Below are 26355 nucleotides of genomic sequence, written 5' to 3'. Positions count from 1 at the left end.
TTAATTCTTAAAAGATGTCTATTAAGCGAGCTTTAATTAGCGTTTCTGACAAAACTGGAGTAGTTGAATTTGCTTTAGGACTTTCTTCACTAGATATCGAAATTATTTCCACGGGTGGAACTGCCAAACTTCTAAAAGATAATAATATCCCTGTAATTGAAGTATCGGATTTCACAGGCTATCCAGAAATGATGTCAGGCCGTGTTAAGACTCTCAATCCAATGATCCATGGTGGAATTTTGGCTCGAAGAGGTAAAGATGAAGCTGTAATGTTAGAAAATAACATCAGTCCAATTGACTTAGTCGTTGTAAATTTATATCCTTTTCAACAAACTATTTCAAACCCAAACTGTACCCATGAGGATGCCATTGAAAATATTGATATTGGTGGACCTGCAATGCTACGCTCAAGTGCAAAAAATCATGAATCAGTAACTGTAATAGTTGATAGTGCTGATTATCAATTTATTCTAAATGAATTAAATAATAATGGTGACACTGAACTTGTTACCAGAAAATCTCTTGCACTAAAAACCTTCGAACACACTGCACAATATGATGGAGCTATAGCAAATTATTTAGGACGTGAAAAAGATGGATTTTCAAATACCTTAAATTTGCAATACATAAAATCTCAAACCATGCGTTATGGAGAAAACCCTCATCAAAGTGCTGCATTTTATAAAGAGACTAACCTTACTGAGGCATCTGTTTCTTCCAGTAAACAAATCCAAGGAAAACCTCTTTCCTTCAATAATTTGGCAGATGCTGATGCAGCATTAGAATGTGTTCGAGATTTTGAAGAGCCGTGCTGCGTTATTATTAAACACGCAAACCCATGCGGAGTAGCAACAAGGGAAAATATTCACTTGGCCTATCTTAGTGCTTATCAAACGGACCCAACATCTGCATTTGGGGGAATTATTGCGTTTAATCGTGAACTTAATGAAGAGACCGCTCAATCTATTACCAAGCAACAATTTGTTGAAGTAATCATTGCCCCAAGAATCAGCCCTAAAGCTAAATCTATACTATCTAAAAAAGAAAACATAAGGGTTCTTGAGTGTGGTGATCTTCAAAAGGCTAAATATGCTTTTGACTATAAGAAAATATCTGGAGGCCTTCTTATTCAGGATAAAGATTTAGTTATTTTAAAATCTTCTGATCTCAAATGCGTATCTTTAATTCAGCCTACTAGCAAACAAATGCTCGACTTATTGTTTGCTTGGAAAGTTGCTAAATATGTAAAGTCTAATGCAATTATCTACGCAAAAAACCAAATGACGATCGGGGTTGGAGCAGGTCAAATGTCAAGGATCTACTCTGCTAAAATTGCTAGCATTAAAGCTGCCGATGAAAACCTTGAAGTCAAGGGCTCAGTAATGGCGTCAGACGCTTTTTTTCCTTTTCGAGATGGAATAGATGCTGCTGCAGAAGCTGGAATTAGTGCTATTATTCATCCTGGTGGGTCTATGCGTGATGAGGAAGTAATTGCTGCTGCTGATGAACATGGAATAGCAATGGTATTTACGGGTATTCGTCACTTCAAACATTAAGGTACAACTTTATTAACTATTAAGGAATTTCCAATGATCAAAAGTGTAGGTGAATTAATATCAGAAGCTCAAACAAAAATTAATTGTGTTGATTCAAACGCAGCAAAACTTCTCTATCAAAATTCAAATAATTCTGTAATTATTGATGTTCGTGAAGTAAATAATTATGAAGAATTGAGTCTCAATGATTCGATAAATATTTCTAGAGGATTAATTGAAATGAAAATCGGCAAACATTGTCCTAATCCTGAAACTTTAATATTGACTCACTGTGCTGGTGGCGGTCGTGCCTCACTTGCAGCTCTAACAATTCAACAAATGGGTTACTCCAATGTTCATGCTATAACCGCAACGTTTGAAGAAATTAAAGAAATATTTGATTAAATTAAAACCTCAGTAATTAATATTAAGAATTTCCTAGTATCTTAGAGACAAACAGCTTAAACCTCCATCAAGCTTTTTGAATTCTGAAACATCAACTTCAATTATTTTAAAACCTGCATCTGAAATCCTCCCTTTTGATATTGGGTATCCAGATGGAATAATTACAAATTCATTAACCCAAATACAGTTTGCCGCATAGCTTTCTTCTTGTGGTATTTCTATAAAGTCATAATTTTCAAAAATTGGATTACTCATGAACTCACCACATACTACTAACTTATTATTTTCTAGATAAGAAAGGCCAGTCTTAAGGTGAAGAACATCATTTAAATCAACAGTTGAGCCAGTTAAACCATATTTTTGCAGCAGTTTAATTGCTTGCTCAGCGCCATCGACATTAGTTCGATCTGACAAACCAATATAGTAATGACTACCAACCATCATAATATCTCCAGCCTCTATTGTTCCTGGCGCTTTAATATATTCAATATTCATAAATTCTTTTCTTAATACAGAATCTATTTGACTCACCTCATCTCTCCTGGTTGGAGCTCCTGGGCGCGTAATTATTACGCACTCTGGGGTTACTAGAGCTACGTCTTCAATAAATGTTGAATCTGGGTATTGTTCACAAGGCTCAAGAACATTAACTTCAACACCACAAGATTTCAGCGCCTCTATATAAGACGTATGCTGAATAATTGCATTATCATAATTTGGCAATCCTAGATCCTTCGAATCGCTTAATCCATTAATTAGACTCTTTCCAGGAACCCTAACAATCGCATGAGAAAACATAAATTAAACCTTAAAATCAAAAAATTACTTACTTGAGAATGCCTTGGACTAGTTGAACCCAATAGCTACTTCCAAGAGGAAGAATCTCATCATTAAAATCATATTCTGTATTGTGGAGCATGCAGCCGCCCTCAGGGCCATCCTCAGGAACTAGCCCGTTCCCAATCCAAATATAAGCGCCTTCTGAGGCGTTCAGCAAAAAAGAAAAATCTTCAGAGCCCATACTTGGCTTTTCATTTCTCAAAACATTACTACTTCCTACAACCTCTGCTGCTGCATTTGCACAAAGCTCAGCATGTTTTGGAGTATTAACTGTTGCTGGATAATTTGGCGTTGAACTGAACGTTGCTGTCGCTCCCATTGAGTGACTTATACCCTCAACAATTTTCTTAATTTTTGCCTTTACTTCATTCCCTACATCTGTTGAAAAGTATCTTAAAGAGCCAGTTAGGTTCATGTCGTTTGGAATAACATTAGAGACGAAGCCTGCATCAAGCATTGTAATACTTACGACAGCAGAATCAAGAGGGGCAACATTTCTTGAAACCACACTTTGAAGCGCAGTAATAATTTGAGCTCCAATTATCACAGGGTCAACGCACTGATCTGGCATTGCTGCATGGCCTCCCTTGCCTTTGATAGAAATTTTGAGTGTTTCGTTAGCAGCCATTACAGCTGTATCATGAACAGCAAATTGCCCTTCAGCCATACCTGGCCAGTTATGCATCCCATACACAGCTTCACAAGGAAACTTTTCAAATATACCCTCTTCAACCATCACACGACCGCCGCCGCCGCCTTCTTCAGCTGGTTGAAAAATAAAATGAACTGTTCCTGCAAAATTATTATTTTCTTTTAAGTGAACAGCAGCACCAAGTAGCATTGTTGAGTGACCGTCATGGCCACATGCATGCATCTTTCCATCATGAACTGATTTATGACTAAAATCATTTTTTTCCTGAATAGGAAGAGCATCCATATCTGCTCGAAGACCAATAACACGTCCTTCTTTTTTTCCATGAATAGTGGCTACTATTCCTGTAACTGCCAAGCCGCGATGCATTTCAATATCATTGGCTTCAAGAACTGCAGCTATATAATCACTAGTTAGATCTTCTTTAAAGCTAAGCTCGGGATGTTTATGAATGTGATGACGCCATGTCACCATGTCTTCGTGTAACTCAGATTGTTTTTTAATAATAGACATTCTTTAGCTCCTTAGGCACTCATTCGTTGAGTCAAAAGGTGACTCTTCTATCACTATAGCTTTATACCTTTCACCCAATATCTCAATTTCAAGTTCTGTTCCAAGAGTTGCAAGTTCAAGCCTTACAAGTCCTAGAGCGAGTGACTTTTCACAGCGCCACCCATATCCTCCAGATGTAGCTCTTCCAACAACCTCGCCATCTTTATAGATCGCCTCTGAACCACGTGCATCTGCATCAACTACTCCTAAAACCTCCAGAGTGACAAATCCATTTGAAGGCCCACGATCCTGCCATTCTTTAAGAGCAGATTTACCTATGAAATCATTTTCTTTGTCAAGCTTTACAAAACGATCAAGACCAGACTCATAAGCAGAGTATTCAATTGACATCTCTCTTGGAATTAATCGGTAAGATTTTTCAAGGCGCATACTATCCATTGCACGTATGCCGAATGGTTTAATTTCAAACTCAGCTCCAGCCTCCATTAGCTGATCAAATATGTAATTCTGCATTTCAATTGGATGATGAAGCTCCCAACCAAGCTCACCAACAAAGTTAACTCTCAGGGCCTCTGCAGTTGCGTAGCCTACATTAATTTTTTTACCTGTTAGCCACTTAAAGTTATCGTTTGATAAATCAGTATCAGTCAGTTTTTTAAGAACATCACGAGACCTTGGGCCAGCTAAAACAAGCACACCAGTTTGTGTTGTAACTCGCTGGATATTCACACTTCCATCTTTTGGTGCGAGCTTAAATAAATAGTCATGATCATGAGTTTCAAATGCACCTGCTGAAACTAAATAATAACTTTGAGGACCGGTTTTATAGACTGTAAATTCTGCTCGAACCCCACCATTTAAAGAGAGCATATGAACTAGACTAATTCTACCAATAGCTTTAGGCATTTTGTTTGCAAAGATATATTCTAGCCATTCCTCTGCTCCAGGTCCTTTAACTATACATTTTGCAAAAGCAGACATATCTAGTAGTCCAACTTTATCATTAACATGCTTGCATTCATTTCCAACATGTTCAAAATAATTAGAGCGCCTAAATGAATTTTTTTCTACAATTCGTCCATCCTCTAAAGCTGTCGCATGGTTTTTATTCATCAATACTTTTGCTGGATCATCTTGATTTAACTCCTCTACACTCAGAGAATAATCAGCACTAGGCATGAACCAATTTGGACGCTCCCAACCATATACGCTTCCAAATACAGCCCCCAAAGCTTTCATACGATCATAACAAGGTGCGGTTTTCAAGGGTCTTGCAGCACTTCTCTCTTCATCAGGATAGTGAGTTGTAAAAACATTTGCGTAAGCCTCTTCATTTTTTTCTTTCAAATATCCTCGAGTAGCATAAGGGCCAAAACGTCGAGGATCAACGCCCATCATGTCAACTGTAGGCTCTCCATCAACAATCCACTCGGCGAGCTGCCATCCAGCTCCGCCCGCAGCTGTTATACCAAAACTGTGGCCTTCATTGAGCCAAAAGTTTTTTAGTCCTGGCGCAGGACCAACAATTGGGTTTCCATCAGGAGTGTATGCAATAGCTCCGTTATACACGTCCTTAATTCCTACCTCTCCAAACGCAGGAACACGATTGATACAGCGATCAATATGCGGCATTATGCGATCAAGTTCACCATTAAATAACTCATATTGACAGTCGTCTTTAGGGCCATCAACGTAGCATACAGGTGCTCCTTTTTCGTAAATTCCTAAGATCATTCCACCAGCCTCTTCTCGCAAATAATAGGCCGCATCAGATTCACGTAGAACGGCCATTTCAGGAAGTCCTTGTTTTTTTCTTTCTAAAATTTCTGGATGAGGCTCTGTTACTAGAAACTGATGTTCAACAGGAATTACTGGTACATCTAAACCAACCATTTCACCAGTTTTTCTGGCAAAACTACCTGTACAAGAGACAACATGCTCGCAGGCAATGTCGCCTTTATCGGTGGATACAATCCAGCTCTGGTCTTTTTGTTGTGTAATTCCTTCTACAAGTGTGTGCTCATAAATCTCAGCACCACGATTTCTAGCACCTTTGCATAATGCTTGAGTTAAGTCTGCTGGCTGTATATATCCATCATCAGGATGCTGAATAGCGCCCAACAACCCTTCCGTATTACATAAAGGCCACACTTCTTTAATTTCTTCTGGCGTTAAGAAATTTACATTAACACCTACAGTGCTTCCAACGCCAGCATAATATTTGTACTCGTCCATTCGGTCTTGAGAATTTGCAAGGCGGATATTTGATACAACACTAAAACCAACGTTCATACCAGTCTCTTTTTCTAATTCATGATAGAAGTCGACTGAATATTGATGTAGTTTTCCAACTGAATAACTCATATTAAAGAGTGGCAATAAGCCTGCTGCGTGCCATGTTGAGCCAGAAGTTAAATCTTTGCGCTCAACCAATACGACATCAGTCCAACCTTTTTTTGCTAAATGGTATAGGGTCCCTGCGCCAACAACTCCGCCTCCAATAACTACCACTTGTGTTTTATTTTTCATCAAATCCTCAATGTAAATTCTAACCAAAAAAAGCGAATTATATACCTAAATTATAGCAATTACATCAATTAGTTAATGGTAGAATTTCTCAAAATTTATTACGGCTATAATTTACTATATTTTTTGGAGAATTAGATGAATTTAACAATAAAGAAATGGCGCGATATACCAACAATGGTTATGATTAAAAAAAGCAGAAGAGAAGTTGAAAAAGTTCAGCTAGATAATCGCTTTATGGAGGCTGTTGACTCTGCAGCGTCAGTTGCAGATGCAACAGATGCTGACTCATACCTTACTGATTGGAATGATGAAATAATTGAAATAGCTGATGGCGATCTCAAAGAGCCGGTAGAAAAGAAAGCAGCGGAACTAGAAATAGAATTTTCTGATGAAGTATTATTAAGTTACGTCAATAACGGCGGTCACAAGCCTTAGCCTTTATTTAAGTATATCTTCCATGCAGAAACTTTAATGTTTCCCTAACCTTTATTTCTTTAAGGAGATAGCTGATAATGTTTTTAGGTGAATCTAAAAGCTCAGCATAATCAAGATCAGCTGGTTTTTTAGAAACCTTATTATTGAAGACAACAGAAATCGTAGCCCAATGCCTGCTCAACTTATAGAAACCTAGTTTTTCTTCAAGTTGCGCTAATTTATCACTTAAATAAACATCATCATTAAGTAACAATCTTCTTGAGTCAATATACACAACGCCATCGACATGACTTGAGGCTTTATGCTCAAGCGCAAATTCTATTAGCACCATATTATCTCGATGAGCAATAGCAACAACCTCTTTTTCAGATGCTTCTTTATGATGAATAGTCGTTCCAATTGAATTATTAAAAGTGTTTCTTGCAACAATTGGTGTTTTAGTTTTAATCGAGGCCTCAATTGCTCGAGGGTGAATAACTCTTGACCCTTCATCAGCCATAGCTAACATTTGCTGAACACTGATTGAATCAAGATAACTAGAGGCTTCCACCTGTCTTGGATCACAATTTGCAATACCATCAACATCAGAAAATATTTCAACCTTCTCTGCACCTAAAGCTGCCGCTAATGCTACTGCAGAAGTGTCACTTCCGCCCCTTCCAAGTGTGCGAATATCACCCCTTTCATTAACCCCTTGAAAACCTGCTACTACTGCAATATCTCCTTGATCAAGCGCTTCAACAATGCGAGATGGATTCACATCGAGTATCTCAGCATTCCCAGCATTATCATCAGTCAAAATTCCTGACTGTCTTCCATTAAATGAAACTGCAGGCATTCCGCTACAACTTAAAAGATGAGCACAGAAAGCTGAGCATAGTGTTTCACCAACGCTCATAACGAGATCGAGTTCTCTTGGATTAATATTATGACCTACATCTTTTAATAGAGCTACAAGTGTATCCGTTGCATATGGCTCACCCTTCCGCCCCATTGCAGAAACTACAACCACAACTCTTTCACCAGAATCAGCATAATGTTTGATATGATTTAAGACATGGGAACGAGAAATCTCATCCCTAAGACTTGTTCCACCAAATTTCATTACTATAGGTGCAGAGCTTTTTGACATTTCAATCTTCAAAAAAAAGAGGGAATTATAGCTTGTGACTTACAACATAGCAAATCAGTGCTTTATAGTTAAATTGCAAATTCACTAAACTGGAAGGTTAAAGTATTAAATACCAAATGTTTGTTTAATTCCATCTAATATAAAGTCAACCGAGACCATCACCAATATTATGCCCATTAATCGTTCAATTGCGATTAATGCCCTATTACCAAGTTTTCTTCCTAGTGTTTCTGAAGAGACTAATATAACACCTGATATTAAGCAGGCAATAAATACAACAAAGGTCCATTCAACCCATCTATTTGGCTCTTGAGCCATAAATAATATAACTGCTGCAATAGCTGAAGGGCCAGCAAGCATTGGAACAGCTAGAGGAACAATAAGAGGTTCTGTTGTTTCATTGTGACCAAATAGAGGCTTAGTACCTGGGAAAATCATTCTTATAGCAATGATGAACAATATAATTCCTCCTGTAACCCCAAGTGAAGATTGTTCTATTTCTAGCATCTGAAGCAAATATCTACCAACAAACATAAAAAACAATAAAATTATGAAAGCGATTAACAATTCACGAATAATTATTATTCTTCGTCTTTCGAGCGGTATATTTTTGAGAATACTTAAAAATACAGGGACATTCCCAATAGGATCCATAATGATAACTAATAATAAAATTGCAGCTAATATAGTCACTTAGTAAACCTTTAGGAAGTAATGAATCGGGTGATTTTATACGAACAACCTTCTAAAAATTAAGTATATTTTTAAACATTAAGAAGAAACTGTATTGCAATTAAATTAGTCAGAGGTGATAATTAATTATCTGTTGTGTTCGTGCTTTGATTTATTTCCCTGAGCCGATTAAGTATAGAAAAGGAGATGAGATTGGTTGCTATTGTGTAAGCCCACCTTGAAGTGGGAAACCTGCGGTAAACATCGAACTTCCGCCTTGAACCAGAAAGGTTCAGGACAATTCAACACGGCACAATGGACCTATCTGAAGAATATTAAACTTCACTCTATTACATTACTTTACTAATTAAACAGCTTTTCTCTTAAAATCTTCATTAATGATAGAACTAAGAAGACAACTCAGACAACTCCGCAAATCCATTGATGAAAAAACCCGCAAGGAAGATGGTCAAAAAATCCTGCACCAATCTCAAAAAAATGGCCTTTTCGAAAATGCCAAACATATTGCAATTTTCATTCCTAATGATGGAGAAATTGAGACAGAAGATACTATTAAATTCTTAAAAAATAATGGCTGTTCTGTTTACCTCCCAATTCTGGTTGAAGAAAAACTTAAATTTGCTGAAATGGGAGAGCACTTTAGAAAAAATAGATTTGGAATCGATGAGCCAATCCATACCCCTGTAATGGGCGCTAAACAAATGGACCTTATCTTTATGCCACTCGTTGGATTTGATAAAAATAAAAACCGTTTAGGAATGGGTGGTGGCTTCTATGATAAGACATTAAGTTTCAAACTGAAAAGTAAGAATTACCAAGCACCAAAACTCTTTGGTCTTGCATTTGATTGTCAAGAAGTTGACCATTTGGACTCAAAGCCATGGGATGTTCCAGTTGATGGCATAGTCACTCCAACCCGCTTCCTCGAGTAGCTAGTCGTTTTTGGCCTTACCGAGCGCTTGTTTTTGGAAAAATGATTTAAGGATTGGGGTTTCATCAATAATGTTCATGCCAAAACCCCTAAGCCATCGAAATGACTCATTATTTTCTTTATACGCCCAATCAAGTCCTGTCATTGTTTTTGACATTAATTCATTATCTAATCGGCGCGCTCTTGCATACTTCCTTAAAACTAGAGGATCGCCCAATGATTTATCAGTATTTTCAACTATCTGCTTACTAAGCTCCATTGCATCTGAAAAACCTAAGTTAGCGCCCTGGCCAGCTAATGGATGAATACTATGAGCCGCGTCACCTATTAAAGCAAGATTTGAAAGCGTATAGTCCTTAGCACTCCTAGAGACTAAGGGAAAAATATTTCTTGAGCTTTGTAGCTTTAATTCACCAAATCGATATTCAACTGCTTCAGATAAAGATTGGTTAAAGCTAGTAATATCCATCTCTTCGAGCTTATCAGCAAATTCATCTTTACAAGACCATACAATTGAAGCCTGATTTTCTGAAAGAGGCAATAAAGCAATAATACTATCTGATAAAAACCTCTGCCAAGTTGTATTCTCTAGTGACTTTTCACTAACTACATTAGCAATAATAGCTTTTTGCTTATAGTCATGTGAAGATACTTCAATATTAGCAAGACTTCTTACTTTGGAATTAGCTCCATCAGCCCCAATCACTAACTTACAAAATATGCTTTTTTTATTATCAAGGGTAACCTCATAGCCAAATTCATTTTTTATTAACTCGTCGAGCTTTGCATGAATAATTTGAACCTTGGTTTGAGCGATTGCATGATATAAAGCAGATTGTATTAAATCATTCTCTACAATGAATCCAAGATGCTCAATACCTTCATCTTTTGCATAAAAGTTCAGGTGTCCATGAGAGTTTTGATCCCATACCCGTGTTGACACAAACCCTTGTTTTCTATTAATGTCATCCCAAACATTAATAGAACTAAGAAAATTTTTTGTTGATGGAGTAATTGCACTGACTCTGGTGTGGAATGAACTGCTGATCTCTGGGTTGCATTCATTTGGATCAATAATTGCAATTTTAAAGTTTTTTTTTCTTGAGAGCGCTAAAGTGAATGCAAGACCAATCATACCACCACCAATAACAATGACATCAAATTCTTTCAATTACCCTTCCCCAGCAATAGTCATTTCACTTACCAAAGTTGAGCCCACTTTTAGATTACTTCTATTATCAAAATCATTACCTATAGAAATCACATTCTTCAACATATCTTTTAGATTTCCAGCAATAGTAATTCCAGAAACTGGATATTGAATTTCACCCTTTTCTACCCAAAAACCACTTGCACCACGAGAATAATCGCCCGTTGTTGCATTAATACCCTGCCCCATTAAGTCAGTTACAATAAGACCTTTATCCATGTTTTTAGTTAATTCTTCAATTCCACCATCATAATTAGAGCTAACTCGGCAGTTGCTGACGCCACCAGCATTCGCGGTTGACTTCAATCCAAGTTGGTTTGCAGAGTATTGGCCCATTAGGTAAGTGGTCACCCTTCCATCTTCGACAAAAAACTGTTTTGATTTTAATACCCCATCTAAATCAAATGCTCTTGAGCCAAGAGTTTTTAATTGAAGTGGGTCTTCATAAATATTAATAGACCCTGGTAGGACTTTTTTGCCTAACGAGTCTAACAAGAAGGATGTTTTTTTATACTGCCTCGAGCCGCTCAGAGCTCCTAGTAATTGCGAAAACAAACCAGATGATTGTCGCGCAGTAAATATAATAGGACATTTTTGAGATTCCAAGTTACGAGAACCAAGTTTTTGTTGGGCCATTTTTGCAGCTTCAAGACCAATTATAGATGGGCTCGTTAAATCTCTAGAGTCAAGAGCAATTGCGTATTCATAGCCCGTTTGCATTTCAGAGTCTCTTTTTGCTATCAATGAGCAGTAGAGCGAATGCTTACTATTTTTTGACTTAGTGATCAGTCCATTTGAATTAGCATAATAGCTTTCGCCCTCAAAACTTGACAACTCAGCGCCATCTGAATTATCAATTTCAGTCTGCTCTAATGCAATCTGCTCACACTCTTTAGCAATCTCAATGCTTTCTTTAGCGTCCAGAGTCCAAGGATGGTAAAGGTCTAAATCAGGTGCATCCCACGCCATTCTGTCCTTTGGAGCTAGTCCATTAAAGGGGTCTTCTTGGGTATATTTAGCAATTAAGCATGCAGAATCAATAGCTTTTTTTAGACTCTCTTTACTGAGGTCAACACTTGCAGCCTGGCCTTTATTTTTCCCAATATAAACGCTCACATCAAAACTAGTATCTAGACTGTATTGCAATGTTTCAACATTTGATAATCTAACTGCAGTAGAAATACCTGAGCTTTTTCCAACAGAGAACTCAAAATCTGTGACTTTATTTTTTTTAATTAGGTCAATTGCTAACTGCGTTGTTTGTTCGAGTGAATTCATAATGCTGGATTATACTAATTGATTGATAACTTTTGACAAAACAATTAAGAACTAACTTTATCTTTTGAGGACTTAATATCTATTATTTTACGTTGCACTTCAAGTAAGAGAAGTCTTCGAGTATCAGTTTTTAGAACCTTAAACTCAAAGCCATGAAGGCTAATTTCACTCATTTGCTCTGGGAGATAGCTAAAACCTGAAATGACTAAACCAGCTACAGTGTCGTAATTATCACTTATGATATTGGATTCAAAAAACTCATTAAACTCTAATAGAGGTGTATTGGCTTGAAGTAAATAGCGCCCATCTCCATAATCAATAATATTATCTTCTTCCTTATCATGCTCGTCTTCAATTTCACCAACAATCTGCTCAATCACATCTTCTAGAGTTACTAATCCAGCAATCTCTCCATACTCGTCAAGAACAACTGCCATATGTGATTTATTTTGTTGAAATTCTCTCAGCAAAACGCCTAAAGGCTTACTTTCAGGAACAGATAAAGCATCTCTAAGGTACTCTCTGTAGTTAAACTCTTCCTTATTATCTTGAGCAAAGTGAGCTAGCAAATCTTTAGCTAATACGATACCAAGTATTGAGTCCTGCTCAACATTGTGAATTGGAAAGCGGGAATGTGATGAACTGACCATGATTTGAAGCAAATCCTCAGTGGATGACTCTGAATTTATCATAGTCATTTTTGATCGAGGAACCATTACGTCTCGCACTTTTAGGCTTTCGACTTGCAACGCGCCTTCAATAACTGACCTGCTATATGGATCAATAACTAGGTTTTCTTCAGCCTCTTCTAAGGCCTGCATTAACTGTGCTCGGGGCTTTAAAGTTTGAGGGAAAACCTTATCAAATAACCTATTAAATAATGGCCAACTGGGAGGTTTTTCTGCGTTCATAATTATAATGAATGGATTGTATGTTGCTTATTTTACCTTGGATTGGTTTTTTTTATTGCTTCGCATTGCTTTTCCCTTAGCTGCCCTCTCCTTACGAGCTTTTTTAGGATCAGCAACAAGAGGTCTATAAATTTCAACTCGGTCCTTTTCACGAAGGATAGTATCAAGGGTTGCAAACTTAGAAAAAATACCAACCCTATCCTTTGTAAGATCAATCTGCTTAAAAACTTCAAGAATCCCAGAAGCCTCTATAGCTTCTTTTAATGTAGATCCACTTTCAACCTCAATGCTTATAAGGCTTTGCTTATTAGGCAGAGCGTAAGCAACCTCAACTATCATAAATATCGCTCATCGTTTGTGCATCATGAAAGTCAAGTCTTCCCTCATAAATGGCTCTTCCAGTTATGGCGCCCATGATGCCGTGATGCGCATTTTTCAAAAGTGCAGCAATATCATCAAGATTAGTTATACCACCAGACGCAATTATTGGAATGGAAGTGTGCTTTGCAAGATTAGCTGTTGCCTCAACATTAACGCCCTGCATCATCCCATCTCTAGCAATATCAGTATAAATAATTGAACTAACGCCATATTGCTCATATTTTTTTGACAAATCTACGACATTTAAATCTGTCTGTTTAGCCCATCCCTCTGTCGCCACAAGTCCATTATTTGCATCAAGTCCAACAATAATTTTATCTGGGAATTCTCTACATAAATTAGACACAAACTCAGGCTTTGTTACAGCCATGGTTCCAATAATAAGATAGCTTATTCCAGCATCAATATAGGCACTAGCAGTTTTTAAATCACGAATCCCTCCACCAATTTGGACAGGTAAATTTGGAAATTTTTTTGTGATTTCATTAACGCACTTTGCATTAACTGGCTTACCTTCAAATGCACCATTAAGGTCAACTAAGTGAAGTCTTCTTGCGCCCTCATCAACCCATTTAGCTGCCATCTCTGTTGGGTTATTAGAAAAAACCGTACTATCTTCCATCAACCCTTTTCTAAGGCGAACACATTGACCATCTTTTAAATCGATTGCAGGAATTATAAGCATAGAATTTTTAATTTAATTGACAACTATATTATATGCACCTTAATCCGCCAAATGATTGCTTTAAATAGCAATACAGGCAAATTTAGCTAGCAAAAATCTAAACTGGTTGAAGCTCTTCAAGACTCCAGCGAGGCTTAATTGATATCTCATAATGATCATTAGTCTGCCCAGCAAGAAAGCGGTAGTGACCTGCTAAAGCAATCATAGCACCATTATCTGTACAAAAATCAAGTGCTGGATAAAAGACATTGGAACCAAGTTTCTCAGTCATTTCATTTAAGGATTTACGTAGTGAAAGATTAGCACTAACTCCTCCAGCCACAACCAAAGTTTTAAACCCAGTATATTTGAGCGCACGGCTGCATTTAATTGTTAGCGTTTCAGTTGCAGCAACTTCAAAAGCTTTTGCAATATCTTCTTTTTCATTTGGAAACTCAATAAATGTATTTTTAGCAAATGTCTTTAAACCACTAAAACTAAAATCAAGGCCTGGCCGATCTGTCATTGGTCTAGGAAAGATAAATCTATCTTTAATGCCTTTCGTTGCAAGTTTAGCAAGTGCAGGACCACCAGGATAACCTAAACCGAGTATTTTTGCAGTTTTATCAAAAGCCTCACCAACTGCATCGTCTAATGATTCGCCAAGGATTTTATATTCACCTATTCTGGTAACTTCGACAAGTAAAGTATGGCCACCCGAAACCAGAAGCGCTACAAATGGAAACTGTGGCTTATCAACCTCCAATAAAGGAGCTAAAAGATGGCCCTCCATGTGATGAACTCCAAGAGCTGGAATTCCAAGCCCCCAAGCTAGGCTCTGAGCAATAGAACCTCCAACCAATAAAGCTCCGGACAATCCTGGTCCAGCTGTATAGGCTATGCCTGTAAGGTCCTTTAATTGAATGTGACTATCACTAAGCGCTTCCTTAATCAAAGGAAGAGCTCTTTGAATATGGTCTCTCGAAGCTAGTTCTGGAACCACACCCCCATATTCAGCATGTAAATCAACCTGAGAAAAAAGTTTGTGCGAAATAAGGCCTTTTTTACTGCTATAAATTCCTATTCCTGTTTCATCACATGAGGACTCAATCCCCAATGTAATTAAATTTTTATTAGCCACCTGCCGTTTCACCTAAATAAACCTTCTTTACCTCTTCATTTGCCAAGATAGAATCCTTTCCACCTTGTGCAATTATCTTTCCAGCACTTAAAACATAAGAGTGATTACAAGTATCAAGCATTTCTCTATAGTTATGATCAGTAATCAGAATACCAATTCCCTTATCTCTGAGCTGATAAATAATTTCTTGTATATCACCAACAGATATTGGATCTATGCCAGCAAAAGGCTCATCAAGCAAAATAAACTTTGGATCCATCGCTAATGCTCTAGCAATTTCTACCCTTCTTCTCTCACCACCAGACAAGGTAATACCTTTAATATGACGAACATGTTCAACCTTAAATTCAGACAAAAGCTCTTCGAGTCGACGAGCTCTATCCTTTGGTAAGATTGATTTATTCATTTCAAGAACAGCCATGATGTTATCTTGGACGCTTAATTTTCTAAAAATTGAAGGCTCTTGTGGAAGATAACCAATACCAAGATTAGCTCTCTTATGAATTGGCATATGGCCTATACTTTTATTGTCAAGAATAACCTCGCCTTTACTCGATCTGACTAACCCACACGCAATATAAAAACATGTAGTTTTACCTGCACCATTAGGGCCCAAAAGGCCAACAATTTCTCCAGCACTAACCGAAAATGAGACGTCATTAACGACCACTCGTCTTGCGTATTTTTTGTAAAGATTTTTTACTTCTAATTTATGTTGTGACATTCTATTTCAATACGTTAATACTGTTAACTATCTTACCCTAAATGTATTCAATATTCTTGGAGCTATAGAGCTCCTTGGTGCCATTTTCTGTTAAAACTTTTAATGCGCCTTGGTTGGAAATTCCTACCACCTCTCCCTCAAAAGATTTGCCAAATTCTATTGATTTTAGCTTTGCACCTTTAAGCATATCGTATTGATCCCATTGAGAAAGGAGACCTGATAAACCATTTAATTTAAAATAAGCTGACATGGATAAGATATTATTAATAATTGATGCTGTAAGTTCATGAATATCTGGCAATGTCTTGGTAATTTTTGAAAGATCAATCCAAGGAATATCGCAGGACATTTCTTGCTCTAAATGATAGTTAAGACCTACCCCAATAATGACAGATTGAGATCCATTCTGAATACTATTTTCCAACAAAATTCCTGCTAATTTTGCTCCCCTAAAATAAATATCATTAGGCCATTTAATTTTAAACCCATCAATTCTACATTCTTTCTCTAAAGCCCTAATAATTGCCAAACCAACAACTAAACTTAAGCCGCTTAAATTAATATCAATTCCAAATGTTTGACGAATTGAGAGAAGAATACTGCCATCTTTCTGAGATAACCATTCTCTACCATGCTGGCCCTTTCCCTGAGTTTGCTCTCGCGTGACACATAGCTGCGTTATATTAGAGCTTGGCAAACTATTTAGAAAGGAGCTAGTACTCTCTAGAGAATCAAAATAATGACACTCTAGATCATTTCCAATCAGGCTTTTTAGAGAAGAATAATGATCCATGTAAATATGAAAATAATTAAAGATATTGAAACTGCTGCTGATGCAACATCCTTAGCAAAGCCTGATAACTCATGCTGCTCAAGACTAATCCTATCAACAACAGCCTCAATTGCTGAGTTTAACATTTCAACAATCAAAACTAAAAATATAGGCGTAATAAGAAGTACTTTTTCAACTGGTGATTCGCCAAGCCAATAACCAAGTGGAGTCAGCACAACTGCCAACCACACTTCAAGTCTAAATGCATATTCAGACTGATAGCAAGCCTTAAAGCCTTTTGCAGAATAGATTGAAGCAGACCAAAGTTTTTTAATGCCCGTAGGCTTGTTATTTTCTTTCATAAAGTTCGTATTATCCAGAATAGACTCATTTAGATAGTTACAATAGTTTGTTAAAATATTATTATCGATTTTACAATAAAAAAAATTAGCGGTTGCTTATGAAAATTGCACTTGGTGTTGAATATTTAGGTACGGATTTTCATGGATGGCAAATCCAGAAATCTGACCTAAGAACAGTCCAAGGTGTTGTTGAGCCTGCTTTATCTAAGATAGCAAATCACCCTGTAAGAGTATTTTGTAGTGGCAGAACCGATGCTGGCGTTCATGCACAAGAGCAAGTCATTCATTTTGAAACGCAAACGAGTAGGACCGATGGAGCCTGGCTCTTTGGTGGGAACGCGAACCTACCAAGTGATGTAAATTTTAAATGGGCTAAGGAAGTGAATGATGATTTTCATGCAAGATTTAATGCATACGCACGTTCTTATGAATACAAAATTCACCATCATCCTGTTAGGTCATCACTAAAGACTGGCTATTATTTATGGGAGCCTAGGTCCCTTAATATTGATGACATGAAAAAAGCAGCAGCTTTTTTGGTCGGTGAGCATGACTTTTCATGCTTTAGAGGAAGCATGTGCCAAGCAAAATCTCCTATTAAGACAATCGAATACCTTCAAATTGATGAAATAGGTGACGATCTAATTATTAAGGTTAAAGCAAATGCTTTTTTGCATCATATGGTTCGCAACTTGGTAGGAACACTTTTAAAGGTTGGTAGGGGAGAGGAAAGTACTGAATGGATGCTATCAGTATTAGACAGTAAAGATCGAAAAGAAGCAGGGCCAACTGCAGAACCGCAAGGCCTCTACTTTGTAAAAGCTCACTATCAAAATATATAATTATCTTATGTCAGTAGAAATTTACTTGAACCATTACTCTAATTCTCCGCTTAAAAGCGTCATCAAGGCTATAGATGAATCCGCTAAAAAATCATTTGAAGAAGCATCACCGATTCCAGCTGCAGCAAACCACTCTGTCGAATTTTATAATCATGAACAAGAGCAGATTTTCAATCAGGAATGGATTTGTATTGCTCGTACTGATGAGGTTCCAAATACTGGCGACTTCCTTACCCATGACATAGCCGGCACTCCTGTGGTAATTATTCGACAAGAATCTAATGAGATTCTGGGATTTGTAAATGCCTGTGCCCACCGATTTACTTGTCTTGTACCAAAATTAGCTGGCAATGCTTTTGCTTTTACCTGCCCTAATCATGCATGGACATATGGGCTAGATGGGTCCTTAAAGCATGCACCATTTATGGAGATGAAGACTAATTTTGATATTGAAAAGCATCATTTAAAAGCTCTTCATACCGAGATCTGGGAAGGATTTATATACATATCGTTAGCAAAAAATCCCAATAAAAAAGTTTCCTCTGCACTCGAGGGTTTACATAAAAATATTGTTGGGCAATATGACATGGGTAGCTATCAAACTATAATGCGTGAGAGCATGTCCTGGGATGCAAACTGGAAAAACTTAATTGAAAATTTTACTGAGAGCTACCATGTTCCAATTGCGCATCAAAAAACATTTGCTAATCACAAAAAACCAATAGAAGACTATATCTGTGGTGAGGATAGTGATCATTATTGCTATCATTACGCCCCCCAAGAGACAGAAAGTGGTCCTGGCTCTGCCCACCCAAATAATACCAAGCTGAAAGATAAATGGCGTCGTACGATGGTTGATTTTTGTATTTTTCCTAACCACTTGGTTACCCTTATGCCAGATTATTTATGGTGGGTTTCAGTTATGCCAGATGGCATTGGACGCTTTAAAGCAACTTGGGGGGTGGCCGTTCCACCAGAAATATTAGCAGAAGTTCCAACAGCAGAATATGGCGCTTGGGTGTTGCAAATGGCTGACTACATGAATACTGCAAATAGTGAGGATAAAGCTCTTGTTCAAGGCCTTTATCGTGGCTCAAGCTCTCAATTATTACCCAAGGGAACTCTTCATCCAATTGAGAAAAATCTTTGGCAGTTCACTAAGTATCTTTCAAGAATATCCAGTTAATGCATCACTAAAAAACGAATCTAATATTGAAAATTTAACTAAAGTAAAACACTTATTGTTGCTCAACCTCATTATTATTATCTTCTAGCTCTTGCCAAACATATTTCAAGGCATCCGCTCTTAAATCAAAAAATCGATTATCACCAAATCGCTTTTTGAAGCCAGAGCGAAACAACTCTGCTTCTAATCTTTCAGTTCTAGCAAAAAGAATTTCAACTCCTGAATTTGAACATGTTTCAATTAAGCCAGATAAAACTTGCTCACCAGATGCGTCAACCTGAACAATTGAAGCCACATCAACAATAATGTATTTTAATTCTTCATTATTTTTAGCAATTAATTCAAGCAACTTAGTTTCAAAATATGCTGCATTAGCAAAATAAAGCGACCCACTCCATTTTGCAACTTTAACAACATTGCTAGCTTCATTTGAGTCATCCGCAAACCTTGAGGCAATAATCGAGCCGTGTTCAACTGATAATTCAGAAAAATTTGGCTCCATAGTTCTATATAAAAATAATCCTAGAGACATAATCACCCCAAAAGCGATACCGTTTTCTAAATTCGGTGCAAAAACTAGAGTCATCACAAACGTTAATAAGCCAACCAGTCCATCATGCTTCTCAACCTTCCATGCATGCTTAAGCGGAGCAAAATGAATCAAACTTGCTACTGACATTAAAATAATAGCAGCAAGAGTAGCGAGGGGAAGATGATAAAGCAAAGGCGTCAGATAAAGAATAGTTATACCAACAATAGCTGCTGTTACTACGGATGAGAAGCCAGTAACTGCACCTGCAGTTAAATTAACCGCTGAACGCGAAAAAGAACCTGAGACAGGGTAACCCTGAAAGAAGCTTGCAGTAACATTTGATAGTCCTTGACCTATAAGTTCCTGATTCACATCTAGGCGCTGCTTCGTCGAAGCTGCCATAGACTTAGCAACCGATATTGCCTCCATAAAGCCAATTAATGAGATTGTAATTGCATAGACAAATAATGTTCCCATAACATTAAAGTCGAATCGCGGTATCTTAAAGCTAAACAAACCATTTATGTTTATTGAATTTACAATGGTCCCTCCCATCCCTTGATAATCAATCAAGAATGAAGCTGCTGTTGACAGAACAGCTACCGTAAGAATCGCAGGCAGTCTAGGGAAAAAACGCTGCAATATTAAAATTCCAACTACGCCCATTAACGCCATACCTAATGTAGGAAGATGGGTGAAATAAAGTGCAGCTTCAAGAAGTCTGGCAATAGTTTCATAGCTTTGGTCTGCGTTACAAATCGTATGAAGGCCTCCAACATCTACACTCTCAACTCTTTCAGGAATAGAAAGTGCTTGGCAAGCACTTACCCAATCCGAATCATTTGAACTTATAACCCTTATACCAAAAACTTTAGGTAGCTGAGATGCTCCAATAATAATTGCAGCTGCACTTGTAAATCCAGTTACTACAGGGTGTGACAAAAAATTAACTACAAAACCTAGCCTAAGAACGCCTAATAAAAACTGAAATATTCCTACAATTAGCGCCAGTAATGCTGCATAAACTGCGTAGCTCGATGGATCAGTAACTATTTCCCCAAGTGCGGCCGCCGTTAACAAAGATACAACCGCAACTGGGCCTGTAGAAAGCTGTCTGGATGACCCCATAACTGCTGCAACTAAGACTGGCAAAAATGCAGCATAAAGACCATATTGAGGGCTTAATCCAGCTAACTGTGCGTATGCCATTGATTGAGGAACGATTACAAAACCAACAGTAAGGCCGGCTAAAATATCCGCTTTCAAAGTTTTGGGATTGCTTAAATCTTTAATCCATAACAAAAATGGAAAGAGTTTTGTTATCCAGCTCATGAAATATGTTTCTGAAGTTTAGTATTTAAAATTTAAGTCTACCAAACTAAAACAGTCAGACAAGAGATTTTTACTTAAACTTATGAAAATTACACTATATTAAAAATCTTCATCCCAATCAACAATAATTTGCTTAGTTTCTGGATTAGTAGAAATTAAAAATGGCTCAATATAGGGAATCCAATATTCTTTTTTGCCTTTGGTGACTAAAACATTGTTTGATCCTGTCTCAACAAAGTAATCAACTACGCCTAATTTTTCATTGTGCTGGTTAATTACCTCAAAACCAATCATTTCATACCAATAATGCTCACCTGGAACTAGCTTAGGCAGTTGTTCTTTATCAATATATATATCTTTTCCAATAAATACCTGAGACTGTTCTCGATTATCAATATCCTTAATATGGGCAACAATGGTTTTGGACTGCTCGCGGCCATTCGTTACCTCAATTTTTTCATAGGCCCCGTCACTCAAGAAGTACCATGGTTGATAGCTTAGAATATTTTTTCTTGGATCAGTATAAGACAAGAGCTTTACCCAGCCCTGTAAACCAAAAAAGCCATTAATCTTTCCGACTAATAGCTTTTTATCGTCTAAATTAGGCGCTTTTGACACCAAATTATTTTTCTGCAGGCTTCTCTTCAGCTGCTGGAGCTTCTGCTGCGGCTTCTTCTACTGGAGCTTCTGCTGCGGCTTCTTCTACTGGAGCTTCTGCTGCGGCTTCTTCTACTGGAGCTTCTGCTGCGGCTTCTTCTACTGGAGCTTCTGCTGCGGCTTCTTCTACTGGAGCTTCTGCTGCGGCTTCTTCTACTGGAGCTTCTGCTGCGGCTTCTTCTACTGGAGCTTCTGCTGCGGCTTCTTCTACTGGAGCTTCTGCTGCGGCTTTAGCTGCTGCCGAAGCAGCTTCTGCCGCTTCTTTAGCCTCTGAATCTGCTTTAGTTTTTTCTTCAGCTGCAATTTTTTTAGCTTTATCATCAGCTTTAGCTGCATGTTTGGCTAATTGTTTTTCACGAATTGAAGGATCTCTGTATTCTTTCACAAGCTGTTTTACGCGATCAGAAATCTGTGCGCCTTGTGAAATCCAATGTGACAGTCTGTCTTCTTCTAGTTGAAGCCTGACTTCTTGTCCGCGAGCAACTGGATTAAAGAATCCAATACGCTCAATGTAACCACTATCTCTTCTCTTTCTAGAGTCAGTTGCTACAATCGAATAAAAAGGGTTTTTCTTGGCTCCACCTCGGGCTAGTCTAATCTTAACCATGGGTTTTTTGCTCCTTTTAGATTGTTGAAATATTAAGGCGAGAAATTATATCAGTTTTAAATGTCACGTGCCAAATTAATCGCATTACCAATATAATTCATCGGGGTTAACTTACGAAGCTCTTCTTTAGCCTCTGCGGGGATTTCCAATGTATTTATAAAGTCATCTATTATTTTAGAATCAATTTGCTTACCACGAGTCAAAGCCTTAAGTTTTTCATAAGGATTTTCAACACCATACCTTCGCATAACTGTTTGAATTGGCTCCGCTAAAACTTCCCAAGCTTTATCTAAGTCTTCAGTTAACTTGCTCTCGTTAATTTCTAACTTTCCAATGCCCTTAGATATCGATGCATATGAAATTAAACTATGGGCGCAGCTAACTCCTAAGTTTCTTAATACAGTAGAATCTGTTAAATCTCTCTGCCACCTTGAAATTGGAAGTTTTTTTGCAAAGTGATCACCAACTGCAATTGCTAAACCTAGATTTCCTTCAGCATTCTCAAAGTCAATTGGATTAACTTTATGCGGCATAGTCGATGAACCAATCTCTCCCTCAATTGTTTTCTGAGTGAAGTAGCCTAACGAAATGTAGCCCCAGATATCACGACAAAAGTCAATTAGAATTGTATTAAAGCGATTTAATGCATGAAAATACTCAGCAATATAGTCATGCGACTCAATTTGAGAACTATAAGGCGCAAAATTTATACCGAGCTTTTCAATAAAATCCTTTGAAACATTTTGCCAATCAATTTCTGGGTATGCGCTTACATGGGCATTAAAATTTCCAACAGCGCCATTAAACTTGCCCATTATCTGAACTGCACTAAGCTGGTCAATTTGTCTGCTTAGTCGATAAGAAAAATTTGCCATCTCTTTACCAAGAGTGGTTGGTGATGCAGTTTGACCATGGGTTCTAGAAAGCATTGCAACTTCTGCATTATCTTTTGCTAGTTTTGTTATTAAACTTAGCGTGACATTCATTTCTTCAAGAAGGACAAGCCTTCCATTTTCTAGCATTAGGGCATGTGACAGATTATTTATATCTTCTGAAGTGCAGGCAAAGTGAATAAATTCACTTACTTTTTGAAGCTCAGGGATTGAGGAGACTTTTTCTTTAAGGAAGTATTCAACAGCCTTAACATCATGATTAGTAGTTCTTTCAATTTCTTTTATTGATTTAGCATCTTCTAATGAAAAGTTATCTGCAATAGCTAATAGAGCTGCATTAGATTGAGGGCTAAATTTTGGCACTTCTGAAATATGTGGATTGTTTGACATTGCTTCTAACCATCGCACCTCAACAAGAAGTCTGTACTTTATTAGCCCAAATTCACTAAAAATTGCTTTAAGTGGGCTTGTTTTATCGCTGTAACGACCGTCAATGGGTGAAATGGAAGTGAGGTTATCAAATGTCATAATACGAACTATTGCTTTAAAAGATTTAAGCTTTCATATTAAAAAGGATAAAATTATACTCTTTTATTTAAACACCTAATAGTCAGTATTATTATGAAAGAAGCCTACTTAAAGCATTGCGATGAAAGAAAAGCAGAAAACCTTCCTCCCCTAGTACTTAATGCAAAACAAACCAAGTCAGTAGTTGAAGGCCTCATTTCAGGCTTAGATGATGACTTTTATCTAGACTTATTAACACATAGAATTCCGCCTGGGGTTGATGAGGCGGCCTATGTAAAGGCTGGATTTTTAACAAGTATTGCCAAAGGTGATGAGTCTTGTAAGGCTATTTCACAAAAGCATGCTACATTTTTATTAGGAACAATGCTTGGTGGATACAGCATTACTTCATTAATTGACTTACTTGATATTGATGAAACTGCTGAGGAAGCATGCAAAGCACTTTCTCACACCATCCTTATCTATGAAGCACACCAGAGTATTGTAGAAAAATCAACTCGCAACAAGTATGCTAAAAAGATAGTTGATTCTTGGGCTTCAGCTGACTGGTTTACGTCGAAAGAGCCTCTTCCTGAAAGCATTAAAGCGGTAGTTTTTCGCGTAGATGGTGAAACAAATACAGATGACCTCTCGCCTGCTACTGAAGCTTGGTCTCGCCCTGATATTCCTCTTCATGCAAAAGCAATGCTTATTAAAAAAATGGATAAGCCGCTTGAAAAAATTGAGCAGCTTAAAGAAAAAGGACTTCCTTTAGCCTATGTTGGTGACGTAGTTGGAACGGGATCTTCGCGTAAATCCGCAATTAATTCAGTTTTATGGCATATGGGTAAGTCCATAGACTTCATCCCTAATAAAAATAGTGGCGGCATAGTTCTAGGAGGGAAAATTGCACCAATATTTTTTAATACCGCAGAGGATTCTGGAGCACTTCCGATTGAATGTGACGTTTCGAAGCTTCAGATGGGTGATGAAATTACAATTTATCCTTATGAAGGAATTATTAAAGATGCATCAGGTGATACGGTCTCAACTTTCAACCTGTCGCCCAGCACAATGCCAGATGAAGTCCGTGCAGGAGGAAGAATTCCCCTTATTATTGGACGAGGACTTACTGACAAAACAAGATCTGAGCTTGGCTTAGATGTAAGTGATGTTTTTCTGCGTCCAGTTGACCCAAAAAATAGTTCTGCAGGATTTACTTTAGCTCAAAAAATTGTAGGCAAGGCTTGCGGAGTTAAGGGCATTAGGCCAGGGACTTATTGTGAACCTCGAATGAGCACTGTTGGCTCTCAGGACACTACTGGCGCTATGACTCGTGATGAATTAAAAGAGTTAGCTTGTTTAGGTTTTTCTGCAGACCTTGTAATGCAAAGTTTCTGCCATACAGCGGCCTATCCTAAACCTATCGACCTTGAGCTTCAGCACACTCTTCCAGATTTTATGCATTCTCGAGGTGGAGTTTCGCTAAAACCAGGAGATGGCATTATTCATTCTTGGCTAAACCGTATGCTTTTGCCTGACTCTGTGGGAACTGGTGGAGATTCACACACACGCTTCCCAATCGGCATTAGCTTTCCCGCGGGCTCTGGATTAGTTGCTTTTGGAGCTTCTATTGGAGTCTTGCCACTGGATATGCCAGAGTCGGTTTTAGTTCGATTTAAGGGAAATATGCAGCCTGGAATCACCTTAAGAGATCTAGTCAATGCCATACCTTATGTTGCAATTCAAAAAGGTCTGCTCACTGTAGATAAATCTAATAAAAAGAATGTATTTTCTGGTCGTGTCTTAGAAATTGAAGGGCTAGGAGATCTTAAAGTTGAACAAGCATTTGAACTTGCTGATGCTACTGCTGAAAGATCTGCAAATGGCTGCACTGTTCAGCTTAACAAGGAGCCAATCGCAGAATACTTAACTTCAAATATTACTCTTCTAGGCTCAATGATTGATGCTGGTTATGATGATAAAAAAACCATTGCCAAAAGAATCCAAGATATGAAAAAGTGGCTTGATAATCCGGAGCTTCTTAAGGCCGATAAAGACTGTGAGTATGCTGAAGTAATTGAAATAAATCTAGACGAAATAAAAGAACCAATTCTAGCTTGTCCAAATGATCCAGATGATGTCAGACTTCTTTCATCGGTTGCCAAAACTTCAATTGATGAGGTTTTTATTGGCTCTTGTATGACTAATATTGGACACTTTAGAGCTGCAGCTCAGTTACTAAAAGATAAAACTGAGTTAAATACAGTCTTATGGGTAGTCCCTCCAACACGAATGGATGAAAAACAACTAAGGGCTGAAGGCATTTATGAAACATTTGAAAGGTTAACAGATCGAACCGAAGTTCCTGGATGCTCACTTTGCATGGGGAACCAGGCAAGAGTGGAAGAAGGTGCTTCAGTCGTTTCAACCTCAACAAGAAACTTTCCAAATCGACTTGGTGATAATAGTAATGTTTTCTTAGCCTCTGCTGAGGTTGCTGCAATATCAGCAAAACTAGGTTACATTCCAACTCCTGAAGAATATCTATCTTTAATGAAAGATATAGAGCCTATGTCTGGTGAGATCTATCAATACCTGAACTTTGATAAGATTGCTGACTACCAAAAATCAGCTTCAAAGGTCCCGCTTGAAAATATTCTTCAAAGCTAAATAGATTAGACGTTAAAA

At 37.7% G+C, this 26355-nt stretch carries 25 protein-coding genes and 1 other RNA gene; 8 read left to right on the top strand and 18 right to left on the bottom strand.

The window, feature by feature from the left end; translation table 11 throughout:
* The first annotated feature begins 14 nt into the window (after positions 1 to 14).
* Both purH and ABXT51_RS01215 read left to right on the top strand, forming a co-directional pair.
* On the top strand, positions 15 to 1556 hold the full coding sequence (purH, locus tag ABXT51_RS01220; RefSeq protein ID WP_416695784.1) for a bifunctional phosphoribosylaminoimidazolecarboxamide formyltransferase/IMP cyclohydrolase: 1542 nt from the start codon (positions 15 to 17) through the stop codon (positions 1554 to 1556).
* A gap of 33 nt (positions 1557 to 1589) precedes the next feature.
* Positions 1590 to 1940 (top strand): rhodanese-like domain-containing protein, encoded by a 351-nt coding sequence (locus ABXT51_RS01215; RefSeq protein ID WP_416695783.1) that lies wholly within the window; start codon positions 1590 to 1592, stop codon positions 1938 to 1940.
* 33 nt (positions 1941 to 1973) lie between these two features.
* On the opposite strand, the gene ABXT51_RS01210 is transcribed toward ABXT51_RS01215, so the two are convergent.
* From ABXT51_RS01210 to ABXT51_RS01200, 3 genes are read right to left on the bottom strand one after another with little or no spacing between them, the layout of a single operon-like run.
* Positions 1974 to 2738 (bottom strand): dimethylarginine dimethylaminohydrolase family protein, encoded by a 765-nt coding sequence (locus ABXT51_RS01210; RefSeq protein ID WP_416695782.1) that lies wholly within the window; start codon positions 2736 to 2738, stop codon positions 1974 to 1976.
* 28 nt (positions 2739 to 2766) lie between these two features.
* The gene (locus tag ABXT51_RS01205; RefSeq protein ID WP_416695781.1) at positions 2767 to 3945 is read right to left on the bottom strand and encodes a M20 aminoacylase family protein; all 1179 of its coding nucleotides are present in this window, start codon (positions 3943 to 3945) and stop codon (positions 2767 to 2769) included.
* 3 nt (positions 3946 to 3948) lie between these two features.
* Positions 3949 to 6474 (bottom strand): GcvT family protein, encoded by a 2526-nt coding sequence (locus ABXT51_RS01200; RefSeq protein ID WP_416695780.1) that lies wholly within the window; start codon positions 6472 to 6474, stop codon positions 3949 to 3951.
* 135 nt (positions 6475 to 6609) lie between these two features.
* Between ABXT51_RS01200 and ABXT51_RS01195 the strand changes: the two genes are divergently transcribed.
* The gene (locus ABXT51_RS01195; RefSeq protein WP_416695779.1) at positions 6610 to 6909 is read left to right on the top strand and encodes a virulence factor; all 300 of its coding nucleotides are present in this window, start codon (positions 6610 to 6612) and stop codon (positions 6907 to 6909) included.
* Between the two features lie 7 nt (positions 6910 to 6916).
* On the opposite strand, the gene ABXT51_RS01190 is transcribed toward ABXT51_RS01195, so the two are convergent.
* Both ABXT51_RS01190 and ABXT51_RS01185 read right to left on the bottom strand, forming a co-directional pair.
* Entirely contained in the window at positions 6917 to 8041 is a 1125-nt protein-coding gene (locus ABXT51_RS01190; RefSeq protein WP_416695778.1) for an aspartate kinase, read from the bottom strand.
* A 105-nt stretch (positions 8042 to 8146) separates the two neighbouring features.
* Complete coding sequence (locus ABXT51_RS01185; protein ID WP_416695777.1) at positions 8147 to 8734, bottom strand: MarC family protein; 588 nt, start codon at positions 8732 to 8734, stop codon at positions 8147 to 8149.
* A gap of 124 nt (positions 8735 to 8858) precedes the next feature.
* On the opposite strand from ABXT51_RS01185, the gene ssrS reads away from it, so the two are divergent.
* A non-coding RNA gene (ssrS, locus tag ABXT51_RS01180) (6S RNA) lies at positions 8859 to 9039 on the top strand.
* 72 nt (positions 9040 to 9111) lie between these two features.
* Positions 9112 to 9666, top strand: coding sequence for a 5-formyltetrahydrofolate cyclo-ligase (locus ABXT51_RS01175; RefSeq protein ID WP_416695776.1), 555 nt, complete (start codon positions 9112 to 9114; stop codon positions 9664 to 9666).
* Here the strand turns inward: ABXT51_RS01175 and ABXT51_RS01170 are convergent, their stop codons facing one another.
* The 9 genes from ABXT51_RS01170 to ABXT51_RS01130 form a co-directional block, all read right to left on the bottom strand.
* A complete protein-coding gene (locus ABXT51_RS01170) occupies positions 9667 to 10836 on the bottom strand; it encodes a UbiH/UbiF/VisC/COQ6 family ubiquinone biosynthesis hydroxylase (protein ID WP_416695775.1) in 1170 nt (389 codons plus the stop codon).
* Positions 10837 to 12153 carry a metalloprotease PmbA gene (pmbA, locus tag ABXT51_RS01165; protein WP_416695774.1) on the bottom strand — a complete coding sequence of 439 codons (1317 nt, stop codon included), beginning with the start codon at positions 12151 to 12153 and terminating at the stop codon, positions 10837 to 10839.
* A 44-nt stretch (positions 12154 to 12197) separates the two neighbouring features.
* Complete coding sequence (locus ABXT51_RS01160; protein ID WP_416695773.1) at positions 12198 to 13064, bottom strand: HlyC/CorC family transporter; 867 nt, start codon at positions 13062 to 13064, stop codon at positions 12198 to 12200.
* Positions 13065 to 13091: 27 nt separating this feature from the next.
* A complete protein-coding gene (locus tag ABXT51_RS01155) occupies positions 13092 to 13403 on the bottom strand; it encodes an RnfH family protein (RefSeq protein ID WP_416695772.1) in 312 nt (103 codons plus the stop codon).
* Entirely contained in the window at positions 13393 to 14130 is a 738-nt protein-coding gene (hisA, locus tag ABXT51_RS01150) for a 1-(5-phosphoribosyl)-5-[(5-phosphoribosylamino)methylideneamino]imidazole-4-carboxamide isomerase (RefSeq protein ID WP_416652422.1), read from the bottom strand. Before hisA ends, ABXT51_RS01155 begins: the two co-directional genes overlap by 11 nt.
* Positions 14131 to 14227: 97 nt before the next feature.
* Entirely contained in the window at positions 14228 to 15250 is a 1023-nt protein-coding gene (tsaD, locus tag ABXT51_RS01145; protein ID WP_416695771.1) for a tRNA (adenosine(37)-N6)-threonylcarbamoyltransferase complex transferase subunit TsaD, read from the bottom strand.
* Positions 15243 to 15974: an LPS export ABC transporter ATP-binding protein gene (gene lptB, locus ABXT51_RS01140; protein WP_416652419.1), complete on the bottom strand. Its 732-nt coding sequence runs from the start codon at positions 15972 to 15974 to the stop codon at positions 15243 to 15245. The genes tsaD and lptB overlap by 8 nt, the downstream gene beginning before the upstream one ends.
* A gap of 37 nt (positions 15975 to 16011) precedes the next feature.
* A complete protein-coding gene (locus ABXT51_RS01135; RefSeq protein WP_416695770.1) occupies positions 16012 to 16767 on the bottom strand; it encodes a biotin--[acetyl-CoA-carboxylase] ligase in 756 nt (251 codons plus the stop codon).
* Positions 16746 to 17108 (bottom strand): diacylglycerol kinase, encoded by a 363-nt coding sequence (locus tag ABXT51_RS01130; protein ID WP_416678378.1) that lies wholly within the window; start codon positions 17106 to 17108, stop codon positions 16746 to 16748. Before ABXT51_RS01130 ends, ABXT51_RS01135 begins: the two co-directional genes overlap by 22 nt.
* Positions 17109 to 17206: 98 nt before the next feature.
* Between ABXT51_RS01130 and truA the strand changes: the two genes are divergently transcribed.
* Together truA and ABXT51_RS01120 are read left to right on the top strand one after the other, a co-directional pair.
* On the top strand, positions 17207 to 17950 hold the full coding sequence (truA, locus tag ABXT51_RS01125; protein ID WP_416695769.1) for a tRNA pseudouridine(38-40) synthase TruA: 744 nt from the start codon (positions 17207 to 17209) through the stop codon (positions 17948 to 17950).
* A gap of 7 nt (positions 17951 to 17957) precedes the next feature.
* On the top strand, positions 17958 to 19136 hold the full coding sequence (locus tag ABXT51_RS01120) for an SRPBCC family protein (protein ID WP_416695768.1): 1179 nt from the start codon (positions 17958 to 17960) through the stop codon (positions 19134 to 19136).
* Between the two features lie 52 nt (positions 19137 to 19188).
* Here ABXT51_RS01120 and ABXT51_RS01115 read toward each other — a convergent pair whose 3' ends face one another.
* The 4 genes from ABXT51_RS01115 to purB all read right to left on the bottom strand — a co-directional run bounded on the left by ABXT51_RS01115 (position 19189) and on the right by purB (position 23685).
* Positions 19189 to 21000: a SulP family inorganic anion transporter gene (locus ABXT51_RS01115; RefSeq protein WP_416695767.1), complete on the bottom strand. Its 1812-nt coding sequence runs from the start codon at positions 20998 to 21000 to the stop codon at positions 19189 to 19191.
* 99 nt (positions 21001 to 21099) lie between these two features.
* Positions 21100 to 21618: a ribosome maturation factor RimM gene (gene rimM, locus ABXT51_RS01110; protein ID WP_416695766.1), complete on the bottom strand. Its 519-nt coding sequence runs from the start codon at positions 21616 to 21618 to the stop codon at positions 21100 to 21102.
* A 4-nt stretch (positions 21619 to 21622) separates the two neighbouring features.
* Positions 21623 to 22264 (bottom strand): 30S ribosomal protein S16, encoded by a 642-nt coding sequence (rpsP, locus tag ABXT51_RS01105; protein ID WP_416695765.1) that lies wholly within the window; start codon positions 22262 to 22264, stop codon positions 21623 to 21625.
* Positions 22265 to 22320: 56 nt separating this feature from the next.
* The gene (gene purB, locus ABXT51_RS01100) at positions 22321 to 23685 is read right to left on the bottom strand and encodes an adenylosuccinate lyase (RefSeq protein ID WP_416695764.1); all 1365 of its coding nucleotides are present in this window, start codon (positions 23683 to 23685) and stop codon (positions 22321 to 22323) included.
* 93 nt (positions 23686 to 23778) lie between these two features.
* On the opposite strand from purB, the gene acnB reads away from it, so the two are divergent.
* Positions 23779 to 26337, top strand: coding sequence for a bifunctional aconitate hydratase 2/2-methylisocitrate dehydratase (gene acnB / locus ABXT51_RS01095; RefSeq protein ID WP_416695763.1), 2559 nt, complete (start codon positions 23779 to 23781; stop codon positions 26335 to 26337).
* Positions 26338 to 26355 lie beyond the last annotated feature (18 nt).

Origin of the sequence: Candidatus Pseudothioglobus sp. Uisw_050_01, assembly GCF_048085775.1 — a bacterium.
Classification (GTDB): domain Bacteria; phylum Pseudomonadota; class Gammaproteobacteria; order PS1; family Pseudothioglobaceae; genus Pseudothioglobus.
Note: the sequence above shows the minus strand (reverse complement) of the source record. Positions and strands in the feature narration are given on the sequence as shown.